Origin of the sequence: Streptomyces sp. NBC_01508, from assembly GCF_045040315.1 — a bacterium.
Classification (GTDB): Bacteria; Actinomycetota; Actinomycetes; order Streptomycetales; family Streptomycetaceae; genus Streptomyces.
The window spans coordinates 7690425-7707941 of record NZ_CP109419.1; the positions used below are offsets into that span (position 1 = coordinate 7690425).

Sequence of the window (17517 nt, forward strand, 5' to 3'; positions counted from 1 at the left end):
GGCGCCATCCGTACCGGGCTCAGAGCCTGTACCCGCTTCCCGGTACGGTGACGATGACGGGCGGATCGCCGAGCTTGGACCGGAGCTTGCTCATCGTCACCTTGACGACGGTGGTGAACGGGTCCGTGTGCTCGTCCCAGGCCCGTTCCAGCAGTTGCTCGGTGCTGACGACAGCGCCTTGAGCCTGCATCAGCACTTCAAGCACCGCGTACTCCTTGCGGGACAGCGGCAGATAGCGCCCGTCGCGGGACGCTTGCCGACGCGCCGTGTCCAGTGTGATGTCGCCGCGCTCCAGCACCGGGGGCAGCAGCGGCCCGGCGCGGCGGCCGAGCGCACGGACCCGCGCCACCAGTTCGTCGAAGGCGAAGGGCTTGGCCAGGTAGTCGTCGGCCCCCAGGTTCAGTCCCGTGACCCGTTCGTGTACCGCGCTGGAGGCGGTCAGCATCAGAATGCGTACGTGCCCCCCGAGCTGCTGCGCCAGGGCGCGGCAGACCTCGTCGCCGTGCACCCGGGGCAGGTCACGGTCCAGGACCAGTACGTCGTAGTCGTTGACGGCGAGACGCTCCAACGCGGTGGCACCGTCATAGACGACATCGACCGCCATCGCCTCATCACGCAGCCCCTCGACCACCAGGTCCGCCAGAAAATGCTCGTCCTCGGCCACCAGAATTCGCATACTCAACAGTGGCACACATCCGCGACAACGCGGCGGTGAACAAACACAGTTCGAGCAGACGGAGATCAGGTGGAGGCGTCCGCGGTCAGAGATGTCAGCAGCTCGTTGAGCCGGGTGACGAACGTGGCCGGCTCTTCGATCTGGGCACCCGTGGCAAGGACCGCCTGGTCGAACAGGACGTGTGCCCAGGCGGGCAGGCGCGGGTCGTCCTGTCCGCGGTTGAGCCGCTCGACCAGGACGTGGCCGGGGTTGATCTCCAGGATCGGCTGGTTGGGCAGCCCCGAGCCCCGCAGCCGCTGTACGGCGGTGAAGTCGGTCTCCGCCCCGTCGGTGACGATGCAGGCGGGGGAGGTCGTCAGCCGGCTGGTCACGCGTACGTCCCACGCCTTGCCCGCCAAGTGCGCCTTGAGCTGGCCGAGAAGCGCGGCGTAGTCGGAGCCCGCCTGGTCGGCGGCCTGTTTCTCGGCGTCGTCCGTCAAGTCGCCGAAGTCGGGCGGCCCCTGGGCGACGGACTGCAGCTGCTTGCCCTGGTACTCGCGCAGCGGGCCGGATACGACGAAGCTGTCCACCGCCTCGCCCAACAGGAGCACTTCGATGCCCTTGGCGCGGAACGCCTCCAGGTGAGGGCTGGCCGCGGCGGCGGCCGGGCTGGGTGCCAGGAGGTAGTAGATCTTGTCCTGGCCCTCCTTCATCCTGGCCACGTAGTCGCTGAGCGAGACGTCGGCGTCCTGCGTGCCCGAGAGGGTGGAGGTGAAGCGCAGGAGCTCGGTGATGTCCTCCCGGTGGGGAGGGTCGTCGGAGATGCCCTGCTTCAGTACGCCGCCGAACTGCTTCCAGAAGGCGGCGTACTTCTCGGGCTCCTCGTCCGCCAACTCCTTGAACAGCTTCAGTACCCTCTTGACCGCGCTGGACCGGATGTGGTCGACGGCATGGCTGCCCTGGAGGATCTCCCGGGAGACGTTCAGCGGAAGGTCGGCGGAGTCGACGACTCCGCGCACGAACCGCAGGTAGTTGGGGAGCAACTGCCCGGTGTCCTCAAGGATGAAGACCCGCCGGACGTGCAGCCGTACGCCCTGGCGCGCCTGTGGGACCCACAGGTTGTGCGGTGCGCGGGACGGCACGTACAACAGCAGCGTGTACTCGTACCGCCCCTCGACCTTCGTGTGCACGTAGGCGAGCGGATCGGCGAAGTCGTTGGTGAGGTGCCGGTAGTAGGAGTGGTAGTCCTGCTCGCTCAGCTCGCTCTTCGGGCGCGCCCACAGCGCCGACGCCTGGTTGACCGCGGCCTCGTCCTGCGCCATGACGATCGGCTGGCTGATGTGGTCCGAGTACTTCTGGATGATCGAGCGCAGCCGGTGCTCGTTCAGCAGCTCGTCCTCGCCCTCACGCAGCTCGAGCACGATCGTGGTGCCGCGCTCGGCGCGCTCGACGGCCTCCAGCGCGTACTCGCCCTTGCCGTCCGACGACCAGCGCACACCGTCGGACGCGGGCAGTCCGGCCCGCCGCGTGGTCAGCACCACCCGCTCGGCGACGATGAACCCGGAGTAGAAGCCGACGCCGAACTGGCCGATCAGTTCGACGTCACGGCGCTGGTCCCCGGTGAGCGCCCGGAGGAACTCGGCGGTGCCCGACCGGGCGATGGTGCCGATGTTGTCGATCACTTCCTGACGGCTCATGCCGATGCCGTTGTCGGCGATCGTGATCGTGCCCGCGTCCTTGTCGAATGTGACCCGGATCTGCGGCGCGTCGTCCTGTTCATCGCCGGCCAACTCGGGCTGCGCGTACCGCTCGAACCGCAGCCGGTCGATCGCGTCGGAGGCATTCGAGACCAGCTCGCGCAGAAAGATCTCTTTGTTGCTGTAGAGCGAACGGGCCATGAGGTCCAGAATCTGGGCCGCCTCGGCCTGAAAGCTGTACGTCTCTGCGGCCGACATCACTGTCATAGCTTCCCCTCTTGCACCAACGGTCGAAGAATCCGATCAAGAATAGGAAGCGCTGTGCTGGATGGTCAACAGACCGTCGCAGGGTCAGGGCGACCCTGGACAGTGGGTTTGGCTCTGTGTCCGCGTGGCTCGGTGAGCCGTTTTCACCTGTCCGCCGTTGAACGCAAACAGACGTCTGCTCCACCAGCACCGCACTCTGCGTTCAGGCTCAATTGGCGCCCCGCAACTGCTCCTCGAACTTCACCCAGCTCTCCGCGTACTGCCGCGCCAGGTCGGCCGTCGTCCTTGCGCAGTGCGGCGGCACTGCGGCCATTAACTCAGGCCACTCCTTCATGACAATTGTGTTGTGCTGAAGGAGCCGCAGCAGCTCGCGACCGAGCTGCTTCTGGCGCAGCGAGGGATCGCGCAGCAATTTCTCCAAGGTGTGGCCAGGGTCGGGGTTCACCGGGACTGCGCGGCGCTGGCTCCGAGGCCGAGCGGGCTCTTCCGTGACCGCCCCCCGAGCGTGGGTGTCCGCCTCGGGTGCGGAAGGAAGTGTCCCCACCGGTGGCTCGCCGACCGCCAGCCGTCTTTTGACATCACTCACCGTCGCGGGCGATATCCCTGCGAGCCTGGCGACCTCGCGCAGCGAGGCTTGCGGGCGCGCGGCCAGTACTTGGGCGGCCCGCCGCCGCCCCTCGGCGCTGTTCAACGGGCGGGCCTTGCCGTCGATGCCGACACGGGCGTGCAGGTGCGGTGCGGAGAAGACCAGACGACGCCGGAGGGCGGCGACCGTCTTGGCACCCAGACCGGTGGCACGCGCAATCGCGCGATCCGATATTTGCGTGTGCGAGACGACAATTCGCTCAGCCGCGGCGCGGCGGTCCGCGAGTGACAGCGGAAGGCCGTGGGCCATATTGGCTTTGACGGCACAAAGAAAGGCATCTTCCGTGCTGCCGTCGAAGAAGACCGCTCTGATCTTTTCTTCGCCGCGTAAGATGGCGGCGAATACGCGATGTGCTCCGTCTATCACCTGCATGGTGCGTCTGTTGACGACAATGGGCGGAAGCGGGCTTCCGGTTTCCGCCAAGCGAATGATATGTTCCTGGTCGTGCCCCTCGAGACGCGGCGATTCTCCTAGGAAAAGGGCCGATATCGCGACGGTGACAGCCTCCTCCTCGGGTTCGAGACAGTGCATGTGCGACTGTTTCAGGACAGGGGCAGAGGCGGTGGCGTCGGACTGATGCAATCAGATCACCTCGCGTGCGGGCAGCGGCCATTTCGCGGGGGGTAGCCCCAATGTCACACGTCGGATAAGCGGTGTCCAGTACCGCTTCCTGTGCATACGGTGCTTGAAACGGCGTCGCAGGCGGCGGGTCGGCGGATGGGGAAGCGGCTCCGGATTCCGTGCCTTGCGTGGACGTTGAGCTGGGCGGTGGTGCCTTTCGTGGTGCGGGGGATCTCGTCGGGGTCGGCGAAGGGCTGTCCGGCGAGGACGCGCAGGAGAGGAGCCCGCCGCGGGTGCGGCGGTTCGCAGGTCTTGCTCGTGGTCGACGGCCGGGCCGTCGACCACGAGCACTGGGGCCTCTCAATGGGAGGCCGGCCACACGGCAAGGTCTTCACGCTGCCAGGGGATTGACTTCACGAGACATCCCATGCCCCCACTGAGAGGGTGTCCACACCGGCCGACGGTGCGGTTATCGCCTCAACTCGCCGGAGCCGCCCGGCTTTTGGCCTCCGGCGAGTTGAGGTGATGGGGGCACCCGCTCGTCCAGCGCCTGCGCGAATTCCATCCAGGTGTCCGCGTTCCGCCGCGCCAGAGCGATGACGAGGGCGTCGCAGTGGGGCGGAACGGCCTCGGCCAGTTCGAACCACTTGTGTACGTCGATGCCGTTCAACTGCATTAAACGCAGCAGTCGCCGTCCCGGTTCCGCCTCGCGGACGGAGGGGTCGTGCAGCAGCGGCTTCAACAGGGAAGCGGGCTTCTCCCGTGGCTTCCACGCCTGGCTCCGCCGGGGCTCTGGGAGTGACTCGGGCGGCTGTGGAGCGGTAGCCGCCGAATGCGTCGACTCGCCGACGGCGTTTTCGCCCGCGAGGAGCCGCTTTCGGACATCGCTCGCTGTGGCCGGCGAGACCCCGGCCAGCCTGGCCACTTCCCGTAAGGACGCCTTCGGATTCCGGGCGATGACCTCTGCCGCCCGCTGCCTGCCCGCCACTCGGTCTACCGGCCGGAGCCTTCCGTCCCTGCCGAGACGGCTGTTCAACCGTGTCTCGGAGGCACTTGAACGCCGGATGGCCGCCACGCTTTTCGCCCCAAGGCCGGACGCCCGCGCGATCGCCCGATCGGACATGTGGGGGTGAGAGGCGATGAGTCGCGCCGTCGCGGCTCGCCGGTCCGCCTGCGACAGCGGTAGGCCGTGTTGCGTATTGGACGCGACGGCGAGCAGGAAGGCGTCATCCCGTGATACGTCCACGAGGATTACCTCGATCGTCTCCCGCCCTTTGAGGATGGCGGCCAGAACACGATGCACACCATCGACGACCTGCATGCTCCGCCGGTTCACCAGGATCGGTGGAAGGGGCGTGTCACTCTCCGCGAGTAGCTCGGTGTACTTTTTGTCCTGCCCGGCCAGGCGGGGCGAGTCACCGAATTGCAGCAGGGATATTGGGAGCTCCACTAATTTCCCGGACGGGTCGTCCGTCCAGCCCCCGGTTTCTGTCGATGAGTTCGCTGGGTCGATGTGCAACTTATTTGATCCGGAATCCAACCTATTCACGCCATCCCCCTGTGGTGTAGTGGGTGCAGGCATGCAGACGCTTTGCGAATCGGCGCAAAAAACGTACCCATCCGCGACTGTCGCGGATGGGTACTTGAACGCGCCGGATGAGGGAATGGATAGGCTGTGCGTAAATAAAGAGATCGCATTTGCCAGTGAATGCGCATCAGCTATCTGATTACTCAGCCGACCGTTTCTCAAACACCCGTAAACACTCGCAAGCCCCCGTCAGCGTATCGTCGATCATGCGTCGACGCCCCTCGCTCTGAGCCTAGCCTGGAGTGTTGCGATGTCAACCGGGCGGGTAGCGCAAAAGCTGCAAGAACACGTAATGCGATCATGGGGGGCGATCTTTCAGGAGTCGTCGGCAGATGAGCCTGACTGAGGTGAGGGGTGTATTCCCGGCGATGGCGATCGCTTGAACTGTGAAGCAGGTAGCTGGTGTGTTCGACGGCGTAGCGGAATTCGTGAATCCCTTTGTCGCGGTGGTGATCATGTTGAACGGGTGCCCGGTGTAGATGGCAGGTTCTTTCCTGTCGGGCTGTCGACCGGTCGACAGGCCGGCTGCCGAGGGTCGCCGCGCCCGGCTGTCTTCTGCCGGCCCCGCGCGTGACCTCTGCGGCGCCGGGGCCACGCGTCAACCTCGCCGTTTCGGTTGGGGTGATGGGGCGTCACTGATCGTCAGGTGGCGGGTGGGTGAGGTGTTCTCGCTGCTTGGGCATGGTGGAGGCCCGGCGCGGTGGCCGGGTTCTCCAAGATCTTTCGTGTCGTGGGCGGGCAGGGAGTCACCGGTCAGCCGGCGGGACGGGGCAGTGCGGTCAGGCGGGGGAAAGCCGTGGCGAGTTAGTGTCTCCAGGGCCAGGCCGCTGATATCCGCAAGCGCGGAAGCCAGCCGCCGCGGGTGAGGCGTGCGGTCACGTGCGGCAGCCGGTAGCGGATCTTCTTCGGCTCGGCAGAGGCAAGTTCGCCGTCCAGCGGCAGGACGCGCATCCACGACAGCAGGTCGATCGCCGCGAGACCGAGTTCGAGCCAGGCGGCATTGACGTTGAAGTCGCGGGAGGGGAAGCGGCCGAAGCCGGTGGTCTTCGCGCACCGGATGTGGTCCTCGCCGCATGCGTGGCCGCGGTGACGGAACTCCAGGAACTGGGCGGAACCACCACCGACCGTCTTCGGCGGCCTGCGGCCAGGCGGCTTCCCGGGCCTGAGCGCGGGCGGAAGCCGGCGAGGAGGGCACACTCTCGTCGATGTCGGCGAGCAGCCGACAGGCCGTCGGTGTCGAGGCGATCGGGCCGAACACCCCTGCCTGGTCCCGCAGCACGGCCGGGTCCGCGATGGTCTCGCCGCCGTCGGCGAGCGTCACTGCCGGGTCGGTGGCGATCCGGCCCGGATCATGTCCGGTCCCGCGCCGCCGAAGCGGTCCGGGCGCGGCGGAGTACGCGGCGGTCGGCCCGGTGGCATCAGCGAGATCTGCCGGCAGCCGTACCCCGGCATGCCCGCCCCCCCCGCACCATCGGCACTGACATGGACCTTGGGACGCAACCCGATAGCCCGCACGGAGAAAGGGCCCTCCGCCTGGACCGACAGAATCCCTCAGCAAGGTTCATCGCCCAAGATCAGGAAGGCGCTTTCGCGTTTCCGCCGCAAACGCCGCCGTACCCGAGCGAAACGGCGAGGCTGAGCGCCACGAACGATCACGACCTGTGCGGGCGTCTCAACTACCAAGGCATAAAGCCGCCGTTGCCGGAACCTCGGGAGGAGGGGCGTGGATTTCGAAAGGCGTCGGCGAAGAGATTCCGACATTACCGACAGGATGATGAAACGGGACGGGAAAGTGCGCCGCACATGTACAGCCGCTTGGGCTGTGCGTGCAGCCATCGGAATATTGAGCATGTCCGGGTCCACCCGTAGCATCTCCGTCGTCGGCCAAGGGAATGGATAGGGTCACCATGGAAGACGCCTTAGTGGTCGGCACCGGATTGATAGGGACATCGGCTGCGCTCGCTCTGCAAGCCCGTGGCGTGAGAGTGCACCTGCGGGACACGGATCCCGTCACGGCCAGAATCGCGGCCGCCCTCGGCGCCGGCACGGTGGAAGCCGCGCCGGAGACAGTGGACCTGGCTGTCGTGGCCGTGCCGCCGGCACTGATGCCCCACGTCCTCGCCGGCCTGCAGGCCGAAGGCGTGGCACGGCACTACACCGATGTCGCCAGTGTGAAGGCCGGGCCGCAGCAGGACATTGTCGATCTCGCCTGCGACACCGCGCGCTACGTCGGCGGCCACCCGATGGCTGGTGGTGAGCGCAGCGGGCCGCTCGCCGCCCGGCCGGACCTCTTCGAGGGGTGCAACTGGGTACTCACTCCGACGCCCGACACGGAAACCGAGACACTCAACACCACGTTCGAACTCGTCGCGATGTGCGGGGCCGTGCCCGTGGTGATGGAGGCGGCGGCCCACGACCGCGCGGTCGGCCTCGTCTCGCACGCTCCGCACGTGATGGCGAGCCTGGTCGCCACCCTCCTGGACCAGGCCGAGGAGCGCGCCGTGAGCCTCGCGGGCCCGGGCGTGCGCGACCTGACCCGTGTCGCCGCCGCGGATCCGAGCCTGTGGGTGGACATCCTCAGCGCCAATGCGCTGGTGGTGGCCGACCTTCTCGATGAGCTGTCGGCAGGCCTGGGCGACGCCGTCGCGGGCCTGCGGGCCATGGCGGCCACGGACGACGACAAGCGCAGCAGCGGAGTGCGGACAGTCGAGAGCTTGCTGCGCCGCGGCCAGTCCGGGCGTGCCCGGATCTCCGGCAAGCGCGGCACGCAACCCGAGCAGTACGAGACGGTGACGGTTGCGATCGGCGACCAACCGGGCGAGCTGGCCCGGCTCTTCACCAACGCCTCCCGCGCCGGCGTCAACGTCGAGGACGTGCAGCTGGAACACTCGGCCGGCCAGCCGACCGGCCTGGCCCATCTCAGTGTGACCCGGGACCTGGTCGAGGTGCTTGCGGAGGCCCTCCGGAACGACGGGTGGCGGCACCACCGCTAGCCTCGCCGTTTCAGTTGGCGTGCGACCAGTTGCTGGCCGTGAACGCGAAAGTGCCTTCCGAGCTGGGACGATGAACCTTGTCGAGGGGTTCTGTCGGTCCAGGTGGAAGGCACTTTCTGCGTGCAGGGTATCGGTTCGCGTCCCAGGCTTCATGTCTCTGCTGACGGGGCGGGGGTGATCGGTCATGCCGGGGCACGGCTGCTGGCTGATCTCGCCGATGTCACCGGACTGACCAGCGCGTACTCCACCGCGCTCGGACCGCTCCGGCCACGCGGTACTGGTCATGACCCGGGCCGGATCGCGACCGACCTCGCGGTGATGGTGGCTGCCGGCGGCGAGACCATCACGGATCTGGCCGTCCTGCGCGACCAGCGCGAGGTGTTCGGCCCCATCGCCTCGACACCGACTGCCTGGCGGGTGCTGGCCGCCGTCGATGAACGCGTACTGGGCCGCCTGCGCTCAGCCCGGGCTCAGGCTCGGGAAGTGGCCTGGCTCCAGGCATCCGAGACCCGCTGCGGCATACCGGCGGCGAAAGCCGGCGGGCGGGAAGTGCCCGGACTGGTCCTGGACATCGACGCCACGCTGATCACCTGCCACTCGGAGAAGGTCCAGGCCGCACCCACCTACAAAGGCGGCTTCGGCTTCCACCCCCTGCTGTGTTTCCTGGCCAACACCGGCGAGGCCATGTCCGGGCGCCTCCGGCCCGGAAACTCCGGAGCCAACACGGCCGCGGATCACATCGCGGTTCTGGACGACGCTCTCGCGCAGATCCCCGACGCCCACCGGCACGGCACCGACATCCTGATCCGCACCGACAGCGCCGGATCCGCGAAAGCGTTCCTCAGCCACATCCGAGACCTGCGAACACGCGGAATCCGCACCTTCTTCTCAGTCGGATACGCGGTCACCGAACCAGTCCGCCGCGCGATCCGGGCCCTGCCCGAGCAGGTCTGGCACCCCGCCCTGGACCAGGACGGCACCCTCCGCGAGTCCGCCGAGGTCGCCGAACTGACCGGCATGACCGACCTTGCCGGCTACCCGGACGGCACCCGCATCATCGTCCGCCGCGAACATCCCCACCCCGGAGCCCAGCTCTCACTCTTCGACCAGGACGAAGGCATGCGGCACCAGGTCTTTCTCACCGACACCCCGTTCACCTCCGGCTCCGCCCAGTTCCTGGAGGTCCGCCACCGCCAGCACGCCACCGTCGAAGACCACATCCGGTGCGGCAAGACCACCGGCTTCGGCCGCTTCCCCTCCCGCCGCTTCGGCGTCAACGCCGCCTGGCTCGAACTCAGCCTCGCGGCGATCGACCTCCTTGCCTGGACCCGCACCCTCCTCCTGGACGGCGAACTCGCCACGGCCGAACCCAAGAAACTCCGATACCGGCTCCTGCACGTCGCCGCCAGAATCACCCGGGGCAGCCGCCGCCTCCGCCTCCGGATATCGGCGACCTGGCCCTGGCGACACGAGCTCACGGCCGCATTCCACCGACTGGCCGCACTACCCCGCCCCGCCGGCTGACCCACCACCCCCGCCCACCTCAACCCAAGGACCTCGGAGAACCCGACCCCGCGTCGGGCCCTCACCATGCCCACCGGCCGACCCAGCCTCAAACAACCTCGCTCAGCCGCCCAGCAACCCCAACTGAAACGGCGAGGCTAGGGCGTGTTTCGAAAGTCCCGCCTGGCCGACGACGCCTGGCACGCGCACTCGCCGCGTTGTCGGAATCATCCAAGTACGTCCAGTACGAGAACGATCCTCCGCCTTGCGATCGCACGCACCAGACGCCGTCGACCCCGCCCTTCGGGCGGACGGCGCTACTTTCGCAACACGCCCTAGTACTGCAACCGCGTTTGCAGTGACGACGTGACGTCGTGGTCGTTGTGCTTGTCATGGGTGGGGACCTCGAAATCGGTGACGTGCGGCGGTGGGCGGTGGGGCTGGAAGAGGTGCACGAGCGGTTTGTGCACCGTTTTCAGCGTTCGGAGCCCCGCGAGTCGGCGCTGGCTTACATGCGCGGGTTGGTGTCGTCGCTGGAGCGGAAGAACGCGTGGACGGTCGCTGAGCGCGCGGGGCATGACCGGCCGGACCGTTTGCAGAGGCTGCTCAATACGTGTGACTGGGATGCCGACGAAGTCCGCGACGATGTGCGGGAGTTCGTGATGGAACATCTCGGTGACCGGCAGGCGATCCTGGTCGTGGACGACACCGGGTTCTTGAAGAAGGGGGTCCGCTCGGCCGGTGTCCAGCGCCAGTACACGGGCACGGCGGGCCGGATCGAGAACAGCCAGGTCGGCACGTTCCTGGCCTACGCCACCGAGGTCGGCCACACGCTGATCGACCGGGAGCTGTACCTGCCCGCGTCCTGGACCGAGGACCGGGACCGCTGCCGCACCGCGGCGATCCCCGACGAGGTCACCTTCGCCACGAAGATCGAGCACGCCAAGGCCATGATCGAACGGACCCTCGCAGCCCGGGTGCCGTTCGCGTGGCTGACGGCCGACGAGGCATATGGGCAGGTCAAGGGGTTGCGCTACTGGCTGGAACAGCGTGGGGTGTTCCACGTGCTGGCCACCCGTCGGACCGACACTGTCGTAACCGCCTCCCGCATGGACCATGTCGTGGAGGAACTGGTGGCGGGCCTGCCCCGACAGGCATGGAAACGCCGCTCGTGCGGGTCGGGCGCCCACGGCGAGCGGGTCTACGACTGGGCCCGGGCACCGATCCGGCCCTGGCGTGAGGAGGGCGTCGAGCACTGGGTTCTGGCCCGTCGCAGCGTCACCGATCCCACCGGGATCGCCTACTACGTGTGCTTCGCACCCGAGGGCACCACCTTGAACACACTGCTGGTGGTGGCCGGCCGCCGGTGGACGATCGAGGAATGCTTCCAGACCGCGAAGAACGAGTGCGGCCTGGACCACTACCAGGTCCGCAAGTACCACGCCTGGTATCGGCACATCACGCTGGCCATGGCGGCCCACGCCTACCTGGCAACGGTCCGTGCGCAGGAGCTGAAAAAGGGGCTCACGATCCGCTGACCAGTACCTTGTCCCACTGAGCCTGCCCGAAATCCGCCGCCTGACCGCCCACCTCACCGCACGCCTCCTGCCCTCACTCGCCCAGGTCCTGCACTGGTCCCACTGGCGGCGACGAGCACAGCACCGAGCACGCGTCAGCCACTACAAACGACGAGGCCACAGCCCGTGACTAAACCATCGTCACAGCAAACACGGTTGCAGTACTAGGCCGTGGCCGGGAACGTTGACCGGGTTGCGCGGCCCACAGGCCGCGCCTGTCCTCGATCGCCGGACGGGCTGCGATCGCAGCCCGTCCGGCGATCGAGGACGAACACCGTCCAAGGGGCGCCGGGCCGGGGTTGGTGAAGCGCACGGTGCGCAGATCGCCGTCGCGCCGGATGCGGAGCTACGATCCCTGCGTGGCCGGGCAAGGGGCCCGGGGTGTTTTGGGGGTTTGTATGGCTACCGGACGTGTGGTGCGGTTCGACGGCATGCGGGGCTACGGGTTCATTGCTCCCGACAGCAGTGGAGAGGACATCTTCCTGCATGTGAACGACCTGCTGATCCCCGAGGAGCAGCTGCACTCGGGACTGGCGGTCGAATTCGAGGTCCAGGAGGGCGACCGTGGGCTGAAGGCGTCGAACATCAAGCTCGCTCAGGGGGCCGAAGCGCCTGCCGCGTCCACTGCGGGGAGAGGCGCCGCGCCGGCCAGGGCTACGTCGGCCGCTCCGGCGACCACGGGTCCCTCGTCGCCCAACGGGAAGGGAAAGGCGGCAGCGGCCAGGGCCGCGGACGGTGACTATCCGATGTGTGACGTGCTCACTGGCGAGGAGTACGCACGGGACATCACCGAGCTCCTGCTGACGGCGGCGCCTTCCCTGACGGCGGACCAGATCCTGCGGCTCCGCCATGAGCTGGTGAAGTTCAGCGAGAGCCACGGCTGGATCGAGGACTGAGCGAAGCAGGTCTCGCCCCGCGGGTGAAGCAGCGAACCGGACGCCGCAGCGGCGTCCGGTTCGCTGCTGTCGGTCCGACCGTGCTTTCGCCGCAGGGAATGCTGTGCGCGAATAACCGCGGAAACGCCCACCGGCGACCGTTCAAGTGGCGTGCCGCGCCAGTTGAACACGTCAGTGCAACCTTGTTCTCCCGAACCGTCGCACGCCATAGTTCGATGGACGAGCGCCGCGAGTCCTGGGCGGCGCCTGCTCGGCGCTGGGGGTACTGAATCGTCGAGCGCCGGTTCTGTTCTGGGAGGTGAATGGCGCACATGGCGGATGAGTTGTTGTTTTCCCAGCTGAAGGCGCCAGTCGAGCCGCTGGTGGAAACATTCTCTGCCTGGTCTCACACGGTGGCATCGGAACCGGACACGATGAATCTGATATCCCTGCGATTTCCCAACCTTGAGTCGTATTTGAAGTCCCCGGAAGTGCACGTCGAGGCGAACCGAAATCCAGAACCGCACGGCGGGTTCTTCCTCGATGTCGCTGAGGAGCGGAGCTCGCCCTGGCAGCCCCCGCCGGATGTGCCCGAGCCACCGTTCTCCATGAGCTCCACAGGCCTCGAGAGGCTGTGCGGGACCCGGGTGCCGGTGCTGCTCGGCAGCCCGCGCGACGTGCTCGAACCGGATGACGCCCGGGCGGAGCAGCCAGCCGAGCTGGTGAGCGAGACAGCCGGTCCGCCGCCCCACCGGCACGTCGAAGCCGGCGGACGCATCCGCTACTTCGGGCGCGCTTGCCTGGTGCTGCAGACCCCCGAGGGCGCAGTGGTGACGGATCCGTTCATCGGCACAGGCAGCGGCGCGAGGGACCGCTACACGCTGGACGACCTACCGGACTTCATCGACCTGGTGCTCGTCACCCACGGGCATCAGGACCGCATCGTGCTGGAGACACTTCTGCAACTGCGCGGCCGGATCGGGACGATCGTCGCGCCCCGCTCCTCCCAGAGCGACCCGGAGGGCACCTCCACCGGGTTGTTCCTCAGACGCCTCGGCTTCCCCGTGGTCGAGGCCGACGACTACGACGAGTTCACCTTCCCCGGCGGCAGTGTGGTGGCCACACCGTTCCTGGGTGAGCACGGCGCCCAGGACGTCCGCGGAGAGTCGACGTACTGGGTGAGGCTGGCCGGGCGGTCGGCGTTCGTCGGCACGGACTCGTCGGGCATGGATCCCGCGCCCTACCGCCGCATCCGGCAGAACCTGGGCACGGCCGACTACGCCTTCCTCGGAATGGAGCGCGAGGGCGCCCCACTGACTTGGCTCTATCAGGCTCTGCTGCCCCAGCTGGGGGCGGAGAAGACGAGCAACTCGCGGAAAGCGCCGGGCTTGAGCGCCGAGCAGGCCGTCGCGATCATGACCGATCTCGGAGTTGGCGAGACGTATGTCCATCCCGTGGGCGAGGAGCCTTGGCCGTGGAACGTCATGGCCGCCGCGGGCAACGAGGGCACGTACCAGGCCAAGCAGATCGACGAGCTCATGAAGTGGTGCGCGGATCACGGAATCAAGGCCGAACGTCTTGTTCGCCGGCAGGAATGGCGCTGGTAACGCCCCACCAACCTCGTAACACGCCCGCCCCGGAGGCAACTCATGGCTGTGCACGACGTCGCGTACATCGAGCTGTACACGAGCAACAGGAAGTCCGTCGTCGACTATTTCGTCTCCTCGATGGGGTTTACACAGACGGCGGAGTCGGTGGGCGTCGACCGGAGTTCCGCCCTGCTGCGGCAGGGCACCGTGCAGCTCATCGTCACCACCGGCCCGGCGACGTGGAAGTTCCTCAGCTCGCACGGGGACGGCATCGCCGACATCGCCCTGACCTGTGACGACGTCGGCCGGAGCATGCGGTCGGCGGTGGCCGCGGGAGCCACGGTGAGCGGCTCCGCGCCGGACAACCCGACAGTCTCCGGATTCGGCAGCGTCGCGCACACCCTCCTCCCCCGCCCGACCGGCGAGGCCGCCGGCCCGCCGCCCGGGCGCAACTGGGCCGTCACGCCGGACGGTTCGAGCGCAGCGCCCGCCGGCCGGATCCGGCTGCTCGACCACATCGCGGTATGCGTCGAGGGCGCCACCCTCGACATGTACGGCGACTTCTACCGCGAAGCCTTCGGGCTGTCCCGCTACTCCTCCGAGTACGTGGACGTGGGCGAGCACGCGATGGACTCCGTCGTGGTGCGCAGTTCCTCGGGCCGGGTCACCTTCACCCTCGTCGCGCCTGATCCACGGAAGGGATCGGGCCAGCTCAACGCCTTCCTCGAGCGCAACGGCGGCCCGGGCGTGCAGCATCTGGCGTTCCTCGTCGAAAGCATCATTCCGGCGGTCCACGAGTTCCGGGACCGGGGCGTGGAGTTCCTGACCGTTCCGGACGCCTACTACGACAGCCTGGACGAACGCCTCCCGGGCATGCAGGCGGAGATCGCTATGCTGCGCTCGGCGCAGGTGCTGGCGGATCGCGACGAGTGGGGCGATCTCCTTCAGCTGTTCAGCCGTTCACCGTACGAGCGCAACACGCTGTTCTACGAGCTGATACAGCGCCGCGGCTCCCGTGGCTTCGGCAGCGGGAACATCCGCGCCCTGTACGAAGCGGTGGAGCGTGACCGGCTGGCGTCCGAATGAACCACGGCGGCAGCGGTCCGGGCGGCCCCCTGACCCTGACCGACTACGCCGAGCTGGCCCACCGGCGCCTGGAGCCCGACGTCTGGGACTTCGTCACCGGTGGCGCGGGGGACGAGCGGACGCTCGCCGCCAACACCGCGGCCTTCGACTGCGTCCGGTTCCGCCCGCAGGTACTCTCCGGCGTCGTGCGGCCGGCGCTCACCACCCGGATCCTCGGCCGTACATGGGCTGCGCCGCTGGCCGTGGCGCCCGTGGCCTACCACACGCTGGTCCACTTCGACGGTGAAGTGGCCACGGCCGCGGCCGCCGGCGCGGCCGGGGTGCCGTTCGTCGTCAGCACCTTCGCCGGACGCACCTTCGAAGACATCGCCGCCGCCGCCACGGCCCCCCTGTGGCTGCAGGTCTACTGCTTCCGCGACCGCGGCGTGACCCGTGGGCTCATCGAGCGCGCGGCACAGGCCGGCTTCGAGGCGCTGGTTCTCACCGTCGACACCCCCCGCCTCGGCCGCCGGCTGCGGGACGTGCGCAACGGCTTCCGACTGCCGCCCGGGGTCGAGCCGGCCAATCTGGCCGGCTCCGGCTCCGTCTCACCCAGCGAGCACGCCCGCGAGGCGTTCGACCCGGCCCTCGACTGGACGGTCGTCGAGTGGCTGCGCTCCATCAGCCCGCTGCCCGTCCTGCTCAAGGGCATCCTCACGCCGTCCGACGCCCGCCGCGCGACGGAGGCGGGCGCGGACGGAGTCGTCGTGTCCAACCACGGCGGTCGGCAGCTGGACGGAGCCCCGGCCACGCTCGAAGTGCTGTCGGAGACCGCGGCGGCGGTCTCCGGCCGCTGCACCGTGCTGCTGGACGGCGGCGTCCGGCGCGGCGCCGATGTCCTGGCCGCTCTGGCACTCGGGGCGGACGCCGTTCTCCTGGGCCGTCCCGTGCTCCACGGCCTGGCGGCGGCGGGGCAGGACGGTGTCGCGGACGTGCTCGGCATCGTGACCGAGGAGCTGGCGGACGCGATGACGTTGTCGGGCTGCCCCTCGGTCGCCGACGCCGGCCCCGCACTGGTCTCTCGGAGCGCCGTGCCCGTCCCGGGCAGTGACCAGCGCTCGGCGGCCGGCCGGCCGCGCGCAGCGGTCTCGGGGCTGCTGAAGGAGGAGCTGCACGGCAGCGTCTCCGACCCGGTGCTGGACACCATGAACTTCCTGAACGAGGTCACGCACCGCTACCCGGACGCGATCTCCTTCGCTCCGGGGCGCCCGTACGACGGCTTCTTCGACCCCGAGCAGCTCTTCACACACATGCGCCGCTACATGGAGCACCTGACCACGTCTGGTTACTCGCCTGCCCGGGTCCGCGATGCCTTGTTCCAGTACGGGCCGACCAGCGGGCAGATCCGCGAGCTCGTCGCCGAGTCGCTGCGCCTGGACGAGAACATCGACGTGTCGGCGGAGTCCGTCGTTGTCACCGTGGGCTGTCAGGAGGCGATGCTCCTGGCCCTGCGGGCCCTCATCGCGGGCCCCGACGACGCACTGCTCGTCTCCAGCCCGTGCTACGTGGGAATCACCGGTGCCGCGCGCCTGCTCGACATCGAGCCCACCGCGGTGGCGGAAGGCCCCGACGGGATCCGCTGCACCGACCTTGAGGCGGCGATCCGGGCCGAGCGCAGTCGCGGCCGTCGCCCCCGCGCCTTCTACGTCATCCCCGACCACTCCAACCCGTCAGGCGCCACGATGGCGCTGGACGAGCGGCACGAGCTACTGAAACTCGCCGCCCGCGAGGACTTCCTCATCCTTGAGGACAGCCCTTACCGGCTGGTGAGCCCGGGGCGGCAACTGCCGACCCTGAAATCGCTCGACCGGGAACGGCGCGTCGTCCAGCTGGGTTCCTTCGCCAAATCCCTCTTCCCCGGCGCCCGGGTGGGCTACGCGGTCGCGGACCAGCTCGTCACGGACCGCTCGGGCAACACCTGCCTGCTCGCCGATGAATTCACCCGGATCAAGAGCATGGTGACGGTCAACACCTCGACGCTCAGCCAGGCCGTCGTCGGCGGGATGCTGCTCGCGGGCGCGGGCGGCGCCGCCGAGCACAACGCCGACACCACGCAGTACTACGGGGAAGCCATGAGGACCACCATCCGGCAGCTCGACGCCTCGCTCCCCGAAGTCGAGCGGGCCGAGCTGGGTGTCCGCTGGAACCGGCCCAGCGGCGGCTTCTTCCTCACCGTCACCGTCCCGTTCCTCGCCGATAACGACGCGCTCGCGCGCTCGGCCGAGGAGTTCGGCGTCATCTGGACGCCCATGTCCTACTTCTATCCGCAGGGCGGAGGGGAGCGCGTGCTCCGGCTGTCCGTCAGCTACCTCACTCCCGCCGGCATCCATGAGGGAACCGCCCGCCTTGCGAAGTTCATCAGGGCGGCGGCCCGTTCTGAAAGGACGACGAAGTGTTGACCGTCGTACACCACTTGCGCAGCAGGTCCCGTATGTGGGGGT

Annotated in this window: 12 protein-coding genes; 7 read left to right on the forward strand and 5 right to left on the reverse strand. The window is 68.2% G+C overall.

The window, feature by feature from the left end; genetic code table 11:
- Positions 1-19 precede the first annotated feature (19 nt).
- The 5 genes from OG700_RS35385 to OG700_RS35405 form a co-directional block, all read right to left on the reverse strand.
- Complete coding sequence (locus OG700_RS35385; RefSeq protein WP_405620826.1) at positions 20-676, reverse strand: response regulator transcription factor; 657 nt, start codon at positions 674-676, stop codon at positions 20-22.
- Positions 677-741: 65 nt separating this feature from the next.
- Positions 742-2619, reverse strand: a complete 1878-nt coding sequence (gene htpG, locus OG700_RS35390) for a molecular chaperone HtpG (RefSeq protein WP_405620828.1) — start codon at positions 2617-2619, stop codon at positions 742-744.
- A gap of 208 nt (positions 2620-2827) precedes the next feature.
- Positions 2828-3847: a transcriptional regulator gene (locus OG700_RS35395; protein ID WP_405620830.1), complete on the reverse strand. Its 1020-nt coding sequence runs from the start codon at positions 3845-3847 to the stop codon at positions 2828-2830.
- Positions 3848-4295: 448 nt separating this feature from the next.
- Positions 4296-5375: a ParB N-terminal domain-containing protein gene (locus tag OG700_RS35400; protein WP_405620832.1), complete on the reverse strand. Its 1080-nt coding sequence runs from the start codon at positions 5373-5375 to the stop codon at positions 4296-4298.
- 843 nt (positions 5376-6218) lie between these two features.
- On the reverse strand, positions 6219-6611 hold the full coding sequence (locus OG700_RS35405; RefSeq protein ID WP_405620834.1) for a transposase: 393 nt from the start codon (positions 6609-6611) through the stop codon (positions 6219-6221).
- A 710-nt stretch (positions 6612-7321) separates the two neighbouring features.
- Here OG700_RS35405 and OG700_RS35410 point away from each other — a divergent pair.
- The 7 genes from OG700_RS35410 (at position 7322) to OG700_RS35440 (ending at position 17475) form a co-directional block, all read left to right on the forward strand.
- Positions 7322-8407 carry a prephenate dehydrogenase gene (locus OG700_RS35410; RefSeq protein WP_405622205.1) on the forward strand — a complete coding sequence of 362 codons (1086 nt, stop codon included), beginning with the start codon at positions 7322-7324 and terminating at the stop codon, positions 8405-8407.
- Between the two features lie 102 nt (positions 8408-8509).
- Positions 8510-9931 (forward strand): IS1380 family transposase, encoded by a 1422-nt coding sequence (locus OG700_RS35415; RefSeq protein WP_405608350.1) that lies wholly within the window; start codon positions 8510-8512, stop codon positions 9929-9931.
- 371 nt (positions 9932-10302) lie between these two features.
- Positions 10303-11448: an IS701 family transposase gene (locus OG700_RS35420; RefSeq protein WP_405622207.1), complete on the forward strand. Its 1146-nt coding sequence runs from the start codon at positions 10303-10305 to the stop codon at positions 11446-11448.
- A 437-nt stretch (positions 11449-11885) separates the two neighbouring features.
- Entirely contained in the window at positions 11886-12383 is a 498-nt protein-coding gene (locus tag OG700_RS35425) for a cold-shock protein (protein WP_405620836.1), read from the forward strand.
- A gap of 311 nt (positions 12384-12694) precedes the next feature.
- Positions 12695-13969, forward strand: coding sequence for an MBL fold metallo-hydrolase (locus tag OG700_RS35430; protein WP_405620838.1), 1275 nt, complete (start codon positions 12695-12697; stop codon positions 13967-13969).
- A 42-nt stretch (positions 13970-14011) separates the two neighbouring features.
- The gene (gene hppD, locus OG700_RS35435) at positions 14012-15037 is read left to right on the forward strand and encodes a 4-hydroxyphenylpyruvate dioxygenase (RefSeq protein WP_405620840.1); all 1026 of its coding nucleotides are present in this window, start codon (positions 14012-14014) and stop codon (positions 15035-15037) included.
- On the forward strand, positions 15034-17475 hold the full coding sequence (locus OG700_RS35440) for an aminotransferase class I/II-fold pyridoxal phosphate-dependent enzyme (RefSeq protein ID WP_405620842.1): 2442 nt from the start codon (positions 15034-15036) through the stop codon (positions 17473-17475). The genes hppD and OG700_RS35440 overlap by 4 nt, the downstream gene beginning before the upstream one ends.
- Positions 17476-17517 lie beyond the last annotated feature (42 nt).

What these genes read in the sequence shown, in the direction of transcription:
- OG700_RS35385 (WP_405620826.1), bottom strand. Translation starts at nt 676, where the DNA reads ATGCGAATTCTGGTGGCCGAGGACGAGCATTTTCTGGCGGACCTGGTG.
- htpG (WP_405620828.1), bottom strand. Translation starts at nt 2,619, where the DNA reads ATGACAGTGATGTCGGCCGCAGAGACGTACAGCTTTCAGGCCGAGGCG.
- OG700_RS35410 (WP_405622205.1), top strand. Translation starts at nt 7,322, where the DNA reads ATGGAAGACGCCTTAGTGGTCGGCACCGGATTGATAGGGACATCGGCT.
- OG700_RS35420 (WP_405622207.1), top strand. Translation starts at nt 10,303, where the DNA reads ATGGGTGGGGACCTCGAAATCGGTGACGTGCGGCGGTGGGCGGTGGGG.
- OG700_RS35425 (WP_405620836.1), top strand. Translation starts at nt 11,886, where the DNA reads ATGGCTACCGGACGTGTGGTGCGGTTCGACGGCATGCGGGGCTACGGG.
- OG700_RS35430 (WP_405620838.1), top strand. Translation starts at nt 12,695, where the DNA reads ATGGCGGATGAGTTGTTGTTTTCCCAGCTGAAGGCGCCAGTCGAGCCG.
- hppD (WP_405620840.1), top strand. Translation starts at nt 14,012, where the DNA reads ATGGCTGTGCACGACGTCGCGTACATCGAGCTGTACACGAGCAACAGG.
- OG700_RS35440 (WP_405620842.1), top strand. Translation starts at nt 15,034, where the DNA reads ATGAACCACGGCGGCAGCGGTCCGGGCGGCCCCCTGACCCTGACCGAC.